The sequence below is a fragment of the Microbacterium hydrothermale genome (genome assembly GCF_004854025.1).
Taxonomy (GTDB): Bacteria; Actinomycetota; Actinomycetes; order Actinomycetales; family Microbacteriaceae; genus Microbacterium; species Microbacterium hydrothermale.
This window is the reverse complement of sequence record NZ_STGM01000003.1, coordinates 440,553-455,701: the sequence shown is the minus strand read 5'-3', so window position 1 is coordinate 455,701 and position 15,149 is coordinate 440,553. Positions and strand designations below refer to the sequence as shown.

The window sequence follows — 15,149 nt, the reverse complement described above, 5'->3', positions numbered from 1 at the left end:
TTCACACGGAAGATCCCCCGGTCCCGGCGCACGGGACCGGGGGATCTCCGCGTCCGGGGCACCGTGACCCGGCGCCCGATCGGCACCGGTGGGACCCTCCCGAGGCGGCCCCGGTTCGCCAGGTCGGAGGACATGGCATAGACTGGGGAGTGCAGTCGAAATCTGCAATCTTTCGCCGTGCCCTCGGGTACGCGGCATCCCTCCCCGAGAGATTCCGTGCGGAAGTGCGTCGGTTTCGCATCCTGGATCCTTCGGGATCTTAGGGCGGTAGCTCAATTGGCAGAGCAGCGGTCTCCAAAACCGCAGGTTGCAGGTTCGATTCCTGTCCGCCCTGCGCACAGCGCACGCTGGCACAGACAGAGACCTGGGTGGTTCGATGACGCAAGACGAGGCGAAGGGCGAGGTCGTCGCAGACCGCGGCGCGCCCCGCGAGAAGAAGCTCAACTTCTTCGCGCGGATCGCCCTCTTCATTCGTCAGGTCTTCGCCGAACTCCGCAAGGTCGTCACGCCGACGCGGCAGGAACTGGTCAAGTTCACCGCCGTCGTCCTCGGGTTCGTCGTCGTCATGATGGCGATCGTCTACGGCCTCGACGTGTTGTTCGTGTGGATCACCACCGCCGTCTTCGGCGTCCCCGGTACCGCCGGCGCCTGACCGGCGTCTGGGCGGACGCGCGGCGCCGAGAGCGGCCGCCACTGAACGGAAGAGATCACAGTGTCTGAAAGATATGTCGACGACGCCGATTGGGCGACGGCCGCCGAACAGTCGAGCGAAGACGACGAAGCCCAGGAGGGCAACGTGCTCGCGTCGCAGGAGCGCGCCTCCGACTCGGCCGAGCACACCGCCGTCCACATCGTCGACGACGAGACCGACACCGATGACGCCGACCTCGGCGACATCGACATCACCGACCCGGAGGCGGACGCGATCGTGAACGACGCTCTCGAGATCGACGAGACCAGCGAGGCCGAGGCCGCCGCCGAGGTCCTGACCGACTCCCTCGCCGAGGAGCAGGCCGAAGAGGCCGCCGAGGCCGCTGACGAGGTCACCCCCTACGACGGTCCCGACGTGAACGGCGAGCCCGACGCGCCGGTCCTCGACGAGGACTTCGTCGACGAGGTCTCCGCCGCGGCATCCGTGGTCGACGAGGTCGAGGCCGAGGAGTCCCCGGCCGACGCGGCGACCGACGTCGACGCCACCGACGACGAGGATGCCGACCCGTACGAGACGTTCCGCACCGAGCTGCGCATGCTCCCGGGCAAGTGGTACGTCATCCACTCGTACGCCGGTTTCGAGCGCAAGGTGAAGGCCAACATCGAGCAGCGCAAGTCGACGCTCGAGGTCGAGGACGACATCTACCAGGTCGAGGTCCCCATGGAGGACGTCGTCGAGATCAAGAACGGCCAGCGCAAGATGGTCAACCGCGTGCGCATCCCCGGCTACGTGCTGGTGCGCATGGACCTCAACGAAGACACCTGGTCGGTCGTGCGTCACACCCCGGGTGTCACCGGCTTCGTGGGCAACGCCCACAACCCGACCCCGCTGCGCTTCGAAGAGGCCTTCAACATGCTGAAGAGCTTGGTCGAGGTCAAGGAGTCCGCTCCCGCCAAGTCCGGTGCCGCCAAGGGCGCCCCGGCCGCGCAGCGCGTCATCCCCGCCGAGGTCGACTTCGAGGCCGGCGAGACGATCACGATCAAGGAGGGCTCGTTCGCGGGTCTTCCCGGCACGATCAGCGAGATCAAGCCCGAGAGCGGCAAGCTCACCGTGCTCGTCTCCCTCTTCGAGCGCGAGACCCCCGTCGAGCTGTCGTTCGATCAGGTCACCAAGATGATCTGACGCGCGCTCTGTGCGTCTTCGCGAACGCCCCGCCCGGCTCCGTCCGGCGGGGCGTTCGCCGTTCGTGCGCGCTCGACTCGCCACGAAGGACGTTCGGCGAGCGGGCATCGGGGAGCCAGGGCGCGGGATGCCGGGGCGGCCGGCATCGCGTATGATGAGGAGGTTGCGTGCGCCCGCGCGCGCGACGACCGCTGCCCGGAACCGCCGGGTCGCGGGAGAGAGGGACCCGCGAGGATCCCGCTCGAGAGAGGAAAAGGATATGGCACCCAAGAAGAAGGTGACCGGCCTGATCAAGCTCCAGATCAAGGCGGGTGCGGCCAACCCCGCGCCGCCGATCGGTCCGGCGCTCGGTCAGCACGGCGTCAACATCATGGAGTTCTGCAAGGCGTACAACGCGGCGACCGAGGCCCAGCGCGGCAACGTCATCCCCGTCGAGATCACCGTCTACGAGGACCGCAGCTTCACGTTCATCCTGAAGACGCCCCCGGCTGCAGAGCTCATCAAGAAGGCCGCCGGCCTCGCGAAGGGTTCGCCCACCCCGCACACCACCAAGGTCGGCAAGCTGACCAAGGAGCAGGTCCGCGAGATCGCCACCACGAAGCAGCCCGACCTGAACGCGAACGACATCGAGGCCGCCTCGAAGATCATCGCCGGCACCGCCCGCTCCATGGGCATCACGGTCGAGGACTGAGGGAGATAACAATGGCTACCAAGTCCAAGGCATTCCGCGCCGCTGCTGAGAAGATCGCGGCCGACACGTTCTACACCCCCGCCGAGGCCGTCGCCCTGGCGAAGGAGACCGGCTCGAAGAAGTTCGACTCGACCGTCGAGGTCGCGCTGAAGCTCTCGGTCGACCCCCGCAAGGCGGACCAGATGGTCCGCGGCACGGTCATCCTGCCCCACGGCACGGGTAAGACCGCCCGCGTCATCGTCTTCGCCAACGGCCCCGCGGCCGAGGCGGCCCTTGCCGCCGGCGCCGACGAGGTCGGTGGCACCGAGCTCATCGAGAAGGTCGCCGGCGGATACACCGCGTTCGACGCGGCCGTCGCCACCCCCGAGCTCATGGGCCAGGTCGGTCGCCTCGGTAAGGTCCTCGGACCCCGCGGCCTCATGCCGAACCCCAAGACCGGCACCGTGACCCCCAACCCGGCCAAGGCCGTCGAGGAGATCAAGGGCGGAAAGATCGAGTTCCGCGTCGACAAGCACGCCAACGTGCACTTCGTCGTCGGCAAGGCCTCGTTCTCGGCCGAGCAGCTCGACGAGAACCTGAAGGCTGCGCTCGAGGAGATCGTCCGCCTCAAGCCGTCCAGCTCGAAGGGCCGTTACATCCAGAAGGGCGCCGTCTCGACCACCTTCGGTCCCGGCATCCCCCTGGACGTCAACGCCATCGTCTGACGTTCGTCACCGGAAGCCCCGTCGTGTGCGCTCTGCGCCGGCGGGGCTTTCGCGTTCCCCGAGGCGGTGCCCACGGCCCCTCGTCTGCACGGACGTGCAACACAGCGTCATCCGGGAAGACGATCGCGCCCCGACGTGTTGTGCTGGGGGGTCGCGCATCGCGACCCGCCCCCGATCACACATGTCTGGAACAGCTATGCCCCGTCGTCGTCTGACCGTCCTCGCCGCCACCCTGGGCCTGAGCGCCCTCGCGCTGACCGCCTGCAGCGGCGGAGCCACCTCGGGCGCCTCCTCCGACGCCGGTTCGGAGTACGGCCTGGTCTCGGGCGGCACCCTCACCGTCGCCACCGAGGGCACCTACCGTCCCTTCTCGTACCACGAGGGCGCGGGCGAGCTCACCGGCTTCGACGTCGAGATCGCCAAGGCCGTCGCCGACAAGCTCGGTCTGCAGGTGAAGTTCCAGGAGACCCAGTGGGATGCCATCTTCGCGGGCCTCGACGCGGGACGCTTCGACGTCATCGCGAACCAGGTGTCGATCAACCCCGAGCGCCAGGAGAAGTACACCTTCAGCACGCCCTACACTGTCTCGCGCGGCGTCGTCGTGACGACCGAGGGCGATGACTCCATCTCGAGCTTCGCCGACCTGTCGGGAAAGACCACGGCGCAGTCGCTCACGAGCAACTGGTACGAGCTCGCGACCTCCAGCGGCGCTCAGGTCGAGGCCGTCGAGGGCTGGGCTCAGGCGGTCGCTCTCCTCAAGCAGGGCCGCGTGGATGCCACGATCAACGACCAGCTCACCTACCTCGACTATGAGAAGACCAACAGCCCGACGGGCCTGAAGATCGCCGCCGAGACCGAGGACACCTCCGAGAGCGCCTTCGCGTTCAAGAAGGGGCAGGACGCCCTCGCGAATGCCGTGGACTCGGCGCTCGAGGAGCTCCGCGCCGACGGCACCCTGGCCCAGATCAGCGAGAAGTACTTCGGCGCCGACGTCACCCAGTAAGACGTCGCTGTAAAGCCCCGCGGATCGTCCGCCCCGCACCTCTAGCGTGGGGGCGGACGATCCGCGCGTGAGCGGGAGCCTTTCGCGCTCCGCGTCGATCGTGCGGGCGGAGGTCCGCGAAGGAAAGGAGGCCCATGAACGACCTGTGGACGCTGTTGCTCGACTCGTTCTGGCCGATGTTGCTGGCCGGGATCACGGGCACCATCCCGCTGTCGTTGGCCTCGTTCGCGATCGGTCTCGTGATCGCGCTGCTCATGGCTCTGCTGCGCCTGTCGCCGAATGTCGTGCTGTCGGGCTTCGCGCGCTTCTACATCTCGATCATCCGCGGCACGCCGCTGCTGGTGCAGCTGTTCGTGATCTTCTACGGGCTGCCCGCCGTCGGCGTCGTGATCGACCCGTTCCCCGCGGCCGTGATCGCCTTCTCGCTGAACGTCGGGGGATACGCCGCCGAGGTCATCCGCGCCGCGATCCTCTCCGTCCCGCGCGGGCAGTGGGAGGCCGCCCACACCGTCGGGCTCTCGCCGCGCAAGACGCTGACGCGCATCATCCTCCCGCAGGCCGCCCGGGTGTCGGTGCCGCCGCTGTCGAACACGTTCATCTCGCTCGTGAAGGACAGCTCGCTTGCATCCCTCATCCTCGTCTCCGAGCTGTTCCGCCAGGCGCAGAACATCGCGGCGTTCTCGTACGAATTCATGGCCGTCTACCTCGAGGCGGCGCTCATCTACTGGCTCTTCTGCCTCGTGCTGTCGTTCGGGCAGAACGCCCTCGAGAAGAGGTTGGACCGTCATGTCGCCCACTGAGACCCCCCTGCTGCAGGTCACGGGGCTGCAGAAGAGCTTCGGGACGAACCGCGTCCTCGACGGCGTCGATCTCGAGGTGCGCCGCGGCGACGTCCTGGTGCTGATCGGGCCGTCCGGGTCGGGCAAGACGACGGTGCTGCGCTGCCTCAACGGTCTCGAGACACCGGATGCCGGTGTCGTCGCGTTCGCCGACGGTCCGCGCGTCGACTTCGCGGGCAAGGTCGCCAAGACCGACCGGGCGGCGCTGCGCGACCGTTCGGCGATGGTCTTCCAGCACCACAACCTCTTCCCCCACCTGACCGTGATCCAGAACGTCATCGAGGGCCCGGTGCAGGCGCACGGCGTCCCCCGAGCCGAGGCGATCGCCACGGCCGAGCGTCTTCTCGCGCGGGTCGGCCTCGCCGAGAAGCGCGACGCCTACCCGTCGGAGCTATCGGGCGGCCAGCAGCAGCGCGTCGGGATCGTGCGCGCCCTCGCCCTGGAGCCCGACCTTCTGCTCTTCGACGAGCCGACCAGCGCTCTCGACCCCGAGCTGGTCGGCGAGGTGCTGAAGGTGCTGCGCGAGCTCGCGAACGAGGGCTGGACGATGGTCATCGTCACGCACGAGCTCGGCTTCGCGCGAGAGGTCGCCGACGAGGTGCTGTTCTTCGACGAGGGCGTCATCGTCGAGCGCGGGGCTCCCGAGACCCTCTTCACGCGTCCCGAGAAGGAGCGCACGCGTCGCTTCCTCGACCGTCTGCTGCGCCCGCTCGACGGGCCCGACCCGGCCTGAGTCGGCGGCATCCGTCGGATCGTTCCGCGAAGCGCGCGGACCCGCCGGGGGACCCGCAGAGCGACCCGGTGGCCGACCGTGGCACCCTGGGACGATGAACCGCCTGACGCCTCTCCTGGGTATCGAGCTGCCGATCGTCCTCGGTCCCTTCGGCGGCCTGTCATCGATCGCGCTGACGGCGGCGGTGAGCGACGGGGGAGGCCTGGGCTCGTTCGGGCTCTACGGTTACGCCCCCGCGCGCATCGCCGAAACCGTCGCCGCCCTGCGCGCGGCGACGCCGCGACCCGTCGCGGTGAACCTGTGGATGCCGCGCGGAGACGAGATCACCCCCGACGACATCGACCTGGAACCGTACGCGGATGCCGCGCGTCCGCTGTTCGAGGCGGCGGGGGCATCCGTGCCCGCCGCGCCGGAGAGCTTCGTGCCCCCGGTCGAGGCGCAGATCGACGCCGTGCTCGAGGCCCGTCCCGATGTGCTCAGCGTGGTCTTCGGCGTCCCGGACGCCGCGCTGCTCGCGCGCGCCCGTGAGCGGGGGATCGCCGTGATCGGCACGGCCACGTCCGTGGCCGAGGCGCGGGCGCTGGATGAGGCGGGCGTCGATGCGATCGTGGCGACGGGCTCGGAGGCAGGCGGCCACCGCGTCTCGTTCCTCCGTGAGCCGGCCGACTCGCTGGTGGGCACGTTCGCCCTCGTCCCCCAGGTGGTCGATGCCGTGTCGGCTCCGGTCATCGCGGCCGGCGGCATCGCCGATCGCCGCGGCGTCGCGGCGGCGTTCGCGCTCGGCGCGGAGGGCGTGCAGGTCGGCACGGCGTTCTTGCGGACGCGTCAGTCGGCGGCCACGCCCGGGCATCGCGCGGCGATCGCCGGGGCGGCCGACACCGACACGCGCCTCACCCGTGCCATGAGCGGACGGCTCGCTCGCGGCATCCCGAACCGGGCCATGCGCGAGCTCGAGGCGGGGAGGATCGCGCCGTTCCCGGCGCAGAACTGGCTCACGGGCGTCTTCCGCGCGGCCGCGACGGCCGCGGGAGACGCCGACCTGGTGTCGCTGTGGGCGGGGCAGTCCGCCGGCCTCAGTCGTTTCGACGACGCCCGCGAGGTGCTCGACGAGCTGCGGGCGGGACTGCCGGTCTAGACGGTCTCGCGGATGTCGAAGCCGGTGGGGATGCCGTCGGCGACGTTCGATTCGAGCACGTCGACATCGTCCACCCGGGCGGACGGGGGCCCGTCGTGCGCCCAGGCGATGACGGCCTCGACGGCGTCGGGGTCGCCCGCGACGAAGGCCTCCACCGCGCCGTCTCGGCGGTTGCGCACCCAGCCCCGCGTCCCGAGGCGCTGCGCCTCCGCGCGCAGGGCGTAACGGAAGCCGACGCCCTGCACCCGGCCGGTCACGGTGATGGTGACGGTTCGCATGCGTCCATTGTCGTCGGGGATGAGGGGGCGGCGCACTCGCGCGCCGGAGGGAGCCGCGTCCCGTGCCGATCGGCGCGGCACGGCGCAGGAGGCTCAGCGCGCGGCCAGACCCGCCTCCCGTGCCGATCGGCGTGGCACGGTGCGGCATGGTGCGGCACCGCACGCTCAGTGCGGAAGCACCAGCGAGACCGCGATCGCGAGCATCACCACGGCGATCAGCGCGTCGAGGATGCGCCACGCCCGGGGCGTGTCGAGCCGACGTCCGAGGGAGCGCGCGCCGAAACCGAGCGCGGTGAACCACACGAGGCTCGCGAGGCACGCGCCGAGCGCGAACGCCCAGCGCCCCTCCCCGTGCGTCGACGCCACGGATCCGAGCAGGAACACGGTGTCGAGGTACACGTGCGGGTTGAGCCAGGTAAGGGCGAGGCACGTCGCCACGGTGGCGGCGAGGGTGGTGCGCGTGCGCACGGCCGTGCCGGCGGCATCCGGAACCGGGGTGGAGGTCGCGGCGTCGACGCGGAGGGTCTCGCCACTCGGGCGCAGGGCACGGCGCGCGGCGAGCAGGGCGTAAGCCGTGAGGAAGGCCGCTCCCGCCCACCGCACCACCATGAGCAGCCAGGGGATCGCCTGCAGCGCGAGGCCGATCCCCGAGACGCCGACGACGATCAGCACGGCGTCGGAGGCCGCGCACACGGCGACCACGGCCACGAGGTGCTCCCGCCGCATTCCCTGGCGCAGCACGAAGAGGTTCTGTGCACCGATCGCGACGATGAGGGAGAAGCCGAGACCGAGACCGGCGAGAAGAGAGGCGAGCACGCCTCGACGTTAGAGGCCGGCCGACATCAAGACCAGCTCAGGATTCTGCAAGACCATTAGCATTTCTTCATGTCCATCCCCCTCGATCTCGCCCGCACGCTCGCCGTGGTCGTCGAGGAGGGGACCCTGGATGCCGCGGCCCGCCGCCTGCACATCACTCCGTCGGCGGTCAGCCAGCGGCTCCGTGCCCTCGAGGACCGGGTCGGCCGGGTAGTGCTCGTGCGGTCCAAGCCCGTGCGCACGACCGAGGCGGGCGACGCGATCGTGCGGCTCGCTCGTCAGCTCGCCCTGCTCGAACACGACGCCCTGACGGCGATCGGCGCGGAGGAGGGGACCACCGCGTCCCTCCCGCTCGCCGTCAACGCGGACTCGCTCGCCACGTGGTTCCTCCCCCCGCTCGCGCGGGTCGCGGCGCGGCACGCGGTCGTGTTCGACCTGCACCGCGACGATCAGGACTTCACCGCGGGCCTGCTCGAGTCGGGCACGGTGATGGCGGCGGTCACCTCGCGCGCGGCACCGGTTGCGGGATGCCGCGTGCGACCCCTCGGCATCCTGCGCTACGAGCCCGTGGCCACGACGGCGTTCGCCGCCCGCTGGTTCGCCGGGGGAGCGGATGCCGCGGCGCTCGCCCGGGCGCCGCTGGTCGACTTCGACCGGCGCGACGACCTGCAGACGCAGTGGCTCTCGCGTCGAGGCGTGGCGGCGGAAGATCCGCCCCGGCATCGGGTTCCGGCGTCGCAGGATTTCGCCACCGCGATCGAGCTCGGGCTGGGCTGGGGACTTCTCCCCGGGTTCCAGTCGGCGGAGGGGCTCGCCGCGGGGACCCTCGTGCGCCTCGCCGACGACGCGGTGGACGTGCCGCTGTACTGGCAGCAGTGGAACCTCACCTCTCCGCTGCTCGACCTCGTCGCCGACGAGGTGGTGGCCGAGGGACGACGCCGGCTGGCGGGATCCTGAGGGTGCGGCCCGACCCGGCTCCCGCCCGTGGCGCCCGGATCAGTCGTCGCTGACCCGCAGCACGACCTTGCCCCGGGTGTGTCCGCGCTCGATCGCCGCGTGCGCCTCGGGCGCCTCGTCGAGACCGAACACGCGCTCGATGTAGACGCGGACGGCACCGGAATCGAGCAGGCGTCCGATCGTCGAGAGGGCGCCGCCGTCGGGGATCGTCTTGTAGTCGGTCGAGCGGATGCCGCGCGCCGCCGCCGCCTCCCGGAAACCCGGCCAGGCGCCGGTCGGAACCTCGATGAGCAGACCGCCGGGGCGCAGCACGTCGAGCGACCGGGTCCCGGTGTCGTCGGAGACGTTGCCGATCAGGTCGATGACCACGTCGACGGTGTCGACGACGTCTTCGAAGCGCGTGGTGGTGTAGTCGACGACCTCGGCCGCCCCCAGTTCGCGCAGCCAGTCGAGGTTGCGGGGCGAGCCGGTCGCGATCACGTGCGCCCCGAAGTAGGCCGCGAACTGCACGGCGAAGTGTCCGACGCCGCCGCTGCCGGCGTGGATGAGGATGCGCTGCCCCTGGTGGGCGAGAGCGGTCTCGACCACCAGCCCCCACGCGGTGAGGGCGGCGACCGGCACGCCGGCGGCCTCGACGTGCGAGAGCGAGACCGGCTTGCGGGCGAGTGAGAGCGTGGGGACGACGGCGTACTCGGCGTAGGCGCCGGGCGTGCGCGGAACCGCGACCATGCCGTAGACCTCGGTTCCGACCGGGAACGGATGGGCGTCGAACGGGGCGCGCACGACCACGCCGCTGACGTCGAGCCCGAGCACGGCGGGCCACGCCTCGATCGCCGACGACATCCCGCGCCCCGCGCGGGTCTTCGCGTCGATCGGGTTCACCCCCGCGGCCACCACGCGCACGAGCACCTCGCTGAGGACGGGGGTCGGGACCGCCACGCGATCCACGCGCAGCGCCTGGGCCGATCCCGGTTCGTCGAGGACGACGGCATCCATCGTCTCGGGCACCGCGGGGGCGGGCTGGAAGGCGGCCTCGGGACGCGTCGATCGGAATCTCATCGGGCGCTCTCTCTCGCGTGCGGCGTGTCCGCGGCGGCTCCGCCGCGGTCTCCACAGTCAAGCGCGCCATTGTCTCGCCGGTGTTACACCTCGGTCACCGTGTCGCGAAGCCGCGGGCGCCCGTCGGGCGGGGCGGGAACCCGGGCGTTCGCGGCGGCGGGACGGGGCGCGGGGCAGGACCGGTGCGCTCGGCAAGACGGGCCCGCGGCGATCGTTTCCGCGCTCGGCGGGTCGCGTGGCGCGGAACCGTGACGACTGCGAGGCCCGACCGGCCGGGCGCTCAGTCGCGCGCGGGGACCTCTCCGACCGCGAGGGCGTGGAGCAGCGTCGACAGGTGACGGATGTCGTCGATCGACCAGTCCGCGATCGCGTCGAACAGTCGGCTCTCGTGCGGAGCGCGGGCATCGGCCAGACGGCTGTGCCCGAGTTCGGTGACCGCGATGAGCCGGGAGCGGCGGTCGTTCGGGTCGGGCGTGCGGGTCACGAGCCCCAGGTCTTCGAGCTCGGTGATCGACCGGCTGAGGAACCCCTTGTCGGCGGCGAGGCGCTCGGCCAAGCCCGACAGGGTGAGCGGTCCGAAGCGGCTGACCACGGAGAGCGCCTTGAACGTGGCCGGGAGCATTCCGGGACTGACCCGTTCCGCCGCCTCGGAGACGAAGCGGCGGAACACGGTCATGAGTTCCGAGAACGACGACTCCAGGGCCTGCACGGCCTCACGGCGGTCATCGTCCACATCGCTCATCACGTCAGACATCTTCTCCCATCCCGGCGTCTCGGCGTGCGCGGCGCGAGGACGCGGCATCCTGGGTCGGCACGGTTCCGGTCGCGGCCAGGGTGGCCATGCCCTCGGGCACCGACACGGTGGCGAGATCGGCCTCGCTCGCGGCGACCCGCTCGGAGGTCGTCATGCGCGTCAGCGGGCGGTTGGGCAGGAACAGGATCGCGATCAGGCTGACCACGGCGACGGGCACCGCGATGAGGAAGGAGTGCGCGATCGACTGGGCGTAGATGTCCTCGACGATCACGCGCACGCTCTCGGGCAGCGTCGACACCTGCGGGATGGCGCCGGACTGCAGCGACTGGGCGACGGCGGCGCCCTTCTCGCCGAGCCCCATGATCGCGGTCTTGAGGTCGTCGGCCCGGTCGGTGAACAGGCTCGTCGCCATGCTCGCCAGCGCCGCGCCCATGACCGAGACGCCGATGGTGCCGCCGAGGCTGCGGAAGAAGGTCACTCCCGAGCTCGCCGCGCCCATCTGGGCGGGATTCGCGGTGTTCTGCACGACCAGGACGAGGTTTTGCATCGTCATGCCGACGCCGGCGCCCAGCAGCGCCATGTAGACCGAGACGAGAGCGAAGTTCGTGTCGTAGTGGATGGTCGACAGCAGGAACGATCCGGCGATGAGCAGGATGCCGCCGGCGATGAGGAACGGCTTCCACCGACCGAAGCGCGAGATCAGCGCGCCGACGACGATCGACGACACCAGCAGGCCGCCGATCATCGGGATGGTCATGATCCCGGCCTCGGTGGGCGTGGCGCCGCGGGCCATCTGCATGTACTGGCTCAGGAACACCGAGGTGCCGAACATCGCCAGGCCCGTCGCGATCGAGGCGATCGTGGCGAGGGTGAAGGTGGCGTCGCGGAAGAGGGTGAGCGGCACGAGCGGCTCGGACGAGCGCAGCTCGACGATCACGAAGAGGATTGCGGCGATCACGGCACCGCCGACCATCAGCAGCGTCTCGGTGCTGGCCCACTCGAAGGTGCTGCCGGCGTTGGTGACCCAGATGAGCAGCAGCGACACGGCGGCCGACAGCAGCACGATGCCGAGGTAGTCGATCTTGACCGCGCGCTTCGCGCGGACGGGGAGGTGCAGCGTGCGCTGCTGGATGAGCAGGGCTGCGACGGCGAAGGGGAGCGCGACGAAGAAGTTCCAGCGCCACCCGAACGCGTCGGTGATGACACCGCCGAGCAGCGGGCCGCCGACGGTGGCGACCGCCATCACGGCACCGAACAGGCCCATGTACCGGCCGCGTTCGCGCGGGCTGATGATGTCGGCCATGATCACCTGGCTGAGGGCGGCGAGTCCGCCGGCGCCGAGACCCTGCACCGCGCGGAAGGCGATCAGCATGTCGGTGTTCTGCGAGAAGCCGGCGGCGGCGGTGGCGAGCACGAAGACCGCGATCGCGACCTGGATGAGCACCTTGCGGTTGAACAGGTCGGCGAGCTTGCCCCAGATGGGGGTCGAGATCGCGGTGGTGAGCAGGGTCGCGGTGATGACCCAGGTGTAGGCGTTCTGGTCGCCCGACAGGTCGTGCACGATGACGGGCAGCGACGTCGAGACGACGGTCGAGGCGAGCATCGACACGAAGGTGCCGAGCAGCAGGCCGATCAGGGCCGGCAGGACGCGCCGTTGGGCGGGCGCGTCCGAAGAGAGGGCTGTCATGCGGAGCTCCACGGAAAGGGGGACGGATGCCGCGACGACGATGGCGCGATTAGTTGACTGATGTCAACGATACGCCTGATGCTTGACTTCCGTCAACTATTAATCGAGGAGCGCGAGGGCGCGGTACCTCTCCGTGGGTTCCGGTCGGGCGGGGGCGGGCTGACGCGCCTGCATCGTGCGGCGGTACAGCTCGTCGATGAGGGAGGTCGCCAGGCCGACCAGCTTCGAGATCTCGCGCTCGTCGCGCTCGACCCACTGGCAGCGCGGTTCGTCGTGCAGGGGGACGAAGCCGTCGTGCTGCTCCCAGGCGACCAGGGTCCGCTCGGCGCCCAGGACGTGCTGCTGCCACCAGATCTGCCGCATGTAGGTCTTCGGGATGGACTGCCACGCCTTGTTGGTGGTCTTGATCTCGGCGAGGATCACCCGGCCCTCGCTGTCGACGACGACACCGTCGGGTGTCGCGAGGTGCCTCTTCTCGACGACCGCGTGATACAGGGCCGACGAGGGGCGGATGCCGTGCGTCGCCGCGACCCAGGCGGCGATCTCGGGCTCGCGTCGACGGCCGTGCGCCGTGAAGGCGTTGCCCGAGAAGTTCGAGCCCATGAGCTTGGCATCCGCTGCCCGCGCGATGGCGTTCGCACTGGTGAGGGTCGCGACGTCGGTGGCGGTGATTCCGCGACTGCGCGCGCGGATCCAGGCGACGCGATCGCGCGAGTCGGCGACGATCCGGGCGTCGAGGTCGGCGCTGCGGGAGGCGACGAGCTCGGGGGACATGCGTTCGACCCTAACCCCGCCGGCCCGTGCATCGCATGCGAGGCGCGGCGCGTCGGCATCCGGGGTCTTGCGCCCCAGGTAAGGGTGACCTAAGTTGTCCGCATGACTCCGGATGCCGCGCCCCTCCGCCGGCCCGACGGCGGCCGCTGGAGCGACCTCGAGGGCGCGGTGCTTCTCGGTGGCGACGCGAGCAGTGTCCCCCGGATGCGCCGGATCGTCGCGGTCCTGCCTCCCTCCGCGCACGTCACGGTGCTGGTCGAGGTGTGCGGGGCGCACGAGATCGGGGTGATCGACGCGCGGGAGGCGCGCGTGAGCTGGCTCGACAGGTCGATCGACGGCGAGTTGCGCCCGCGGGGCGAGCGCCTCGCGCAGGCGGTCCACGCCTGGTGCGCCGAGTGGGCGTGCGGCGACGACGCGGTGTGCACGGTCTGGCTCGGCGCGCGGACCCCGTCGCGCATCGTCCGCATGACGCAGGCGATGCTCCCCGCGTCGCGGGTGTCGTAGCCGCGCGCGCGCGGCGCGCGGCCCTCGCGGCGATGGGGGAGTGGGGCCGCCGGGCGGGCGGATTGGCGTGGGGAGCGCGGGTCGGGTACAGTGGGGATCAAGCCAAAGACCGTCGGTCATCGTCGTGCTCGCATGTCGATCGAAGCGTCTGCTGAAAAGCAGGGGACCTACGCAGGTAAACGAAACTCTCCCGAGCTCCGTGCGCCTGCGCCGGAGCTCTTCTTTTTTGCCCAGACCCCGGGTGTCTTCGGCCGGCGCCCCGCCTCCGCGGAGCGCCTCGTACACACAAGGAGTGGCCATGGCGCAGAAGGATGCATCGGTCGCCGAGCTCACGAAGAACTTCGAGAACTCGACCGCCGTTCTGCTGACCGAGTACCGCGGTCTGACGGTTGCCCAGCTCAAGCAGCTGCGCAACGACATCCGTCAGGACGCGGATTACGCCGTGGTGAAGAACACGCTGACCAAGATCGCCGCGTCCAACGCGGGGGTCACGGGACTGGACGACGAGCTCAAGGGCCCGTCTGCCATCGCGTTCGTGCACGGCGACCCCGTCGCCGTCGCGAAGAGCCTGCGTGCCTTCGCCAAGGCTAACCCTCAGCTCGTGGTGAAGGGCGGCTACTTCGATGGCGCCCCCCTGACCGCTGCTGAGGTCAACAAGCTCGCCGATCTCGAAAGCCGTGAAGTCCTGCTGGCGAAGCTCGCCGGCGCGATGAAGGCGACGATGACCAAGGCGGCATACGTCTTCCAGGCGCTTCCGTCGAAGGCCGTTCGCACGGTCGACGCGCTGCGCGAGAAGCAGGACACCGCGGCCTGACCCGGCCCGGCTGATTAACCCGATCAAGGAGATACAACATGGCTAAGCTCAGCACCGAAGAGCTGCTCGACGCGTTCAAGGAGCTCACGCTCATCGAGCTGTCCGAGTTCGTCAAGGCGTTCGAGGAGACCTTCGACGTCACCGCCGCCGCCCCCGTGGCCGTGGCCGGCCCCGCCGCCGGTGGCGCCGCCCCCGCCGAAGAGGTCGAGGAGAAGGACTCGTTCGACGTCGTCCTCGAGGCCGCCGGTGACAAGAAGATCCAGGTCATCAAGGTCGTCCGCGAGCTCACCTCGCTCGGCCTCGGCGAGGCCAAGGCCGTCGTCGACGGTGCCCCCAAGGCCGTGCTCGAGGGCGCGAACAAGGAGACCGCCGACAAGGCCAAGGAGGCGCTCGAGGGCGCCGGCGCCACGGTGACCCTGAAGTAATTTCAGCAACACCGTCGCTTCCGCGACACACGAAGACCCCGGATGCCACTGGCATCCGGGGTCTTCGTCGTTTCGGCGTCGCAGGGCGCGCCGAGGCGGGTGACGAACGCCGGAGTGCGCGCGCGATGACACCGGGTCTTCG

Annotated in this window: 18 protein-coding genes and 1 tRNA gene; 13 read left to right on the top strand and 6 right to left on the bottom strand. The window is 70.3% G+C overall.

Annotated features, from left to right (window positions below):
• The first annotated feature begins 261 nt into the window (after positions 1-261).
• From FB047_RS08990 to FB047_RS08950, 9 genes are all read left to right on the top strand, one after another.
• A tRNA-Trp gene (locus FB047_RS08990) sits at positions 262-334 on the top strand.
• A 42-nt stretch (positions 335-376) separates the two neighbouring features.
• Positions 377-652, top strand: a complete 276-nt coding sequence (gene secE / locus FB047_RS08985; protein ID WP_136586817.1) for a preprotein translocase subunit SecE — start codon at positions 377-379, stop codon at positions 650-652.
• A gap of 60 nt (positions 653-712) precedes the next feature.
• Positions 713-1,834, top strand: a complete 1,122-nt coding sequence (gene nusG / locus FB047_RS08980) for a transcription termination/antitermination protein NusG (protein WP_136586816.1) — start codon at positions 713-715, stop codon at positions 1,832-1,834.
• Between the two features lie 259 nt (positions 1,835-2,093).
• A complete protein-coding gene (gene rplK, locus FB047_RS08975) occupies positions 2,094-2,525 on the top strand; it encodes a 50S ribosomal protein L11 (protein WP_058232721.1) in 432 nt (143 codons plus the stop codon).
• Positions 2,526-2,536: 11 nt separating this feature from the next.
• Complete coding sequence (rplA, locus tag FB047_RS08970) at positions 2,537-3,229, top strand: 50S ribosomal protein L1 (protein WP_136586815.1); 693 nt, start codon at positions 2,537-2,539, stop codon at positions 3,227-3,229.
• Between the two features lie 196 nt (positions 3,230-3,425).
• On the top strand, positions 3,426-4,232 hold the full coding sequence (locus FB047_RS08965) for an amino acid ABC transporter substrate-binding protein (protein WP_136586814.1): 807 nt from the start codon (positions 3,426-3,428) through the stop codon (positions 4,230-4,232).
• A gap of 134 nt (positions 4,233-4,366) precedes the next feature.
• The gene (locus FB047_RS08960) at positions 4,367-5,032 is read left to right on the top strand and encodes an amino acid ABC transporter permease (RefSeq protein WP_136586813.1); all 666 of its coding nucleotides are present in this window, start codon (positions 4,367-4,369) and stop codon (positions 5,030-5,032) included.
• The gene (locus FB047_RS08955; protein WP_136586812.1) at positions 5,019-5,804 is read left to right on the top strand and encodes an amino acid ABC transporter ATP-binding protein; all 786 of its coding nucleotides are present in this window, start codon (positions 5,019-5,021) and stop codon (positions 5,802-5,804) included. Before FB047_RS08960 ends, FB047_RS08955 begins: the two co-directional genes overlap by 14 nt.
• 94 nt (positions 5,805-5,898) lie before the next feature.
• Positions 5,899-6,939, top strand: coding sequence for an NAD(P)H-dependent flavin oxidoreductase (locus FB047_RS08950; protein WP_136586811.1), 1,041 nt, complete (start codon positions 5,899-5,901; stop codon positions 6,937-6,939).
• On the opposite strand, the gene FB047_RS08945 is transcribed toward FB047_RS08950, so the two are convergent.
• On the bottom strand, positions 6,936-7,217 hold the full coding sequence (locus FB047_RS08945) for an acylphosphatase (RefSeq protein ID WP_136586810.1): 282 nt from the start codon (positions 7,215-7,217) through the stop codon (positions 6,936-6,938). The genes FB047_RS08950 and FB047_RS08945 overlap by 4 nt on opposite strands.
• Positions 7,218-7,382: 165 nt before the next feature.
• Entirely contained in the window at positions 7,383-8,033 is a 651-nt protein-coding gene (locus FB047_RS08940) for a LysE/ArgO family amino acid transporter (protein ID WP_136586809.1), read from the bottom strand.
• 69 nt (positions 8,034-8,102) lie between these two features.
• On the opposite strand from FB047_RS08940, the gene FB047_RS08935 reads away from it, so the two are divergent.
• Entirely contained in the window at positions 8,103-8,990 is an 888-nt protein-coding gene (locus FB047_RS08935; RefSeq protein ID WP_136586808.1) for a LysR family transcriptional regulator ArgP, read from the top strand.
• A gap of 39 nt (positions 8,991-9,029) precedes the next feature.
• Here the strand turns inward: FB047_RS08935 and FB047_RS08930 are convergent, their stop codons facing one another.
• From FB047_RS08930 to FB047_RS08915, 4 genes are all read right to left on the bottom strand, one after another.
• A complete protein-coding gene (locus FB047_RS08930; RefSeq protein ID WP_136586807.1) occupies positions 9,030-10,049 on the bottom strand; it encodes an NADP-dependent oxidoreductase in 1,020 nt (339 codons plus the stop codon).
• Positions 10,050-10,329: 280 nt separating this feature from the next.
• Positions 10,330-10,791, bottom strand: a complete 462-nt coding sequence (locus tag FB047_RS08925) for a MarR family winged helix-turn-helix transcriptional regulator (protein WP_319801380.1) — start codon at positions 10,789-10,791, stop codon at positions 10,330-10,332.
• Positions 10,792-10,795: 4 nt separating this feature from the next.
• Positions 10,796-12,490, bottom strand: a complete 1,695-nt coding sequence (locus tag FB047_RS08920; RefSeq protein ID WP_136586805.1) for an MDR family MFS transporter — start codon at positions 12,488-12,490, stop codon at positions 10,796-10,798.
• A gap of 99 nt (positions 12,491-12,589) precedes the next feature.
• On the bottom strand, positions 12,590-13,264 hold the full coding sequence (locus FB047_RS08915; protein ID WP_136586804.1) for a YqaJ viral recombinase family protein: 675 nt from the start codon (positions 13,262-13,264) through the stop codon (positions 12,590-12,592).
• Positions 13,265-13,366: 102 nt separating this feature from the next.
• On the opposite strand from FB047_RS08915, the gene FB047_RS08910 reads away from it, so the two are divergent.
• The 3 genes from FB047_RS08910 (at position 13,367) to rplL (ending at position 15,007) form a co-directional block, all read left to right on the top strand.
• A complete protein-coding gene (locus FB047_RS08910; protein ID WP_136586803.1) occupies positions 13,367-13,768 on the top strand; it encodes an SIP domain-containing protein in 402 nt (133 codons plus the stop codon).
• 298 nt (positions 13,769-14,066) lie between these two features.
• Positions 14,067-14,582, top strand: a complete 516-nt coding sequence (rplJ, locus tag FB047_RS08905) for a 50S ribosomal protein L10 (protein ID WP_058232707.1) — start codon at positions 14,067-14,069, stop codon at positions 14,580-14,582.
• Positions 14,583-14,620: 38 nt separating this feature from the next.
• Positions 14,621-15,007 carry a 50S ribosomal protein L7/L12 gene (rplL, locus tag FB047_RS08900; RefSeq protein WP_136586802.1) on the top strand — a complete coding sequence of 129 codons (387 nt, stop codon included), beginning with the start codon at positions 14,621-14,623 and terminating at the stop codon, positions 15,005-15,007.
• Positions 15,008-15,149: the final 142 nt, after the last annotated feature.

Coding starts and splice junctions, on each gene's coding strand:
- FB047_RS08945 (WP_136586810.1), bottom strand. CDS start 7,217: ATGCGAACCGTCACCATCACCGTGACCGGCCGGGTGCAGGGCGTCGGC.
- FB047_RS08960 (WP_136586813.1), top strand. CDS start 4,367: ATGAACGACCTGTGGACGCTGTTGCTCGACTCGTTCTGGCCGATGTTG.
- rplK (WP_058232721.1), top strand. CDS start 2,094: ATGGCACCCAAGAAGAAGGTGACCGGCCTGATCAAGCTCCAGATCAAG.
- FB047_RS08910 (WP_136586803.1), top strand. CDS start 13,367: ATGACTCCGGATGCCGCGCCCCTCCGCCGGCCCGACGGCGGCCGCTGG.
- FB047_RS08915 (WP_136586804.1), bottom strand. CDS start 13,264: ATGTCCCCCGAGCTCGTCGCCTCCCGCAGCGCCGACCTCGACGCCCGG.
- secE (WP_136586817.1), top strand. CDS start 377: ATGACGCAAGACGAGGCGAAGGGCGAGGTCGTCGCAGACCGCGGCGCG.
- FB047_RS08950 (WP_136586811.1), top strand. CDS start 5,899: ATGAACCGCCTGACGCCTCTCCTGGGTATCGAGCTGCCGATCGTCCTC.
- FB047_RS08955 (WP_136586812.1), top strand. CDS start 5,019: ATGTCGCCCACTGAGACCCCCCTGCTGCAGGTCACGGGGCTGCAGAAG.
- rplJ (WP_058232707.1), top strand. CDS start 14,067: ATGGCGCAGAAGGATGCATCGGTCGCCGAGCTCACGAAGAACTTCGAG.
- FB047_RS08935 (WP_136586808.1), top strand. CDS start 8,103: ATGTCCATCCCCCTCGATCTCGCCCGCACGCTCGCCGTGGTCGTCGAG.
- rplL (WP_136586802.1), top strand. CDS start 14,621: ATGGCTAAGCTCAGCACCGAAGAGCTGCTCGACGCGTTCAAGGAGCTC.
- FB047_RS08920 (WP_136586805.1), bottom strand. CDS start 12,490: ATGACAGCCCTCTCTTCGGACGCGCCCGCCCAACGGCGCGTCCTGCCG.
- FB047_RS08965 (WP_136586814.1), top strand. CDS start 3,426: ATGCCCCGTCGTCGTCTGACCGTCCTCGCCGCCACCCTGGGCCTGAGC.
- rplA (WP_136586815.1), top strand. CDS start 2,537: ATGGCTACCAAGTCCAAGGCATTCCGCGCCGCTGCTGAGAAGATCGCG.
- FB047_RS08930 (WP_136586807.1), bottom strand. CDS start 10,049: ATGAGATTCCGATCGACGCGTCCCGAGGCCGCCTTCCAGCCCGCCCCC.
- FB047_RS08925 (WP_319801380.1), bottom strand. CDS start 10,791: ATGAGCGATGTGGACGATGACCGCCGTGAGGCCGTGCAGGCCCTGGAG.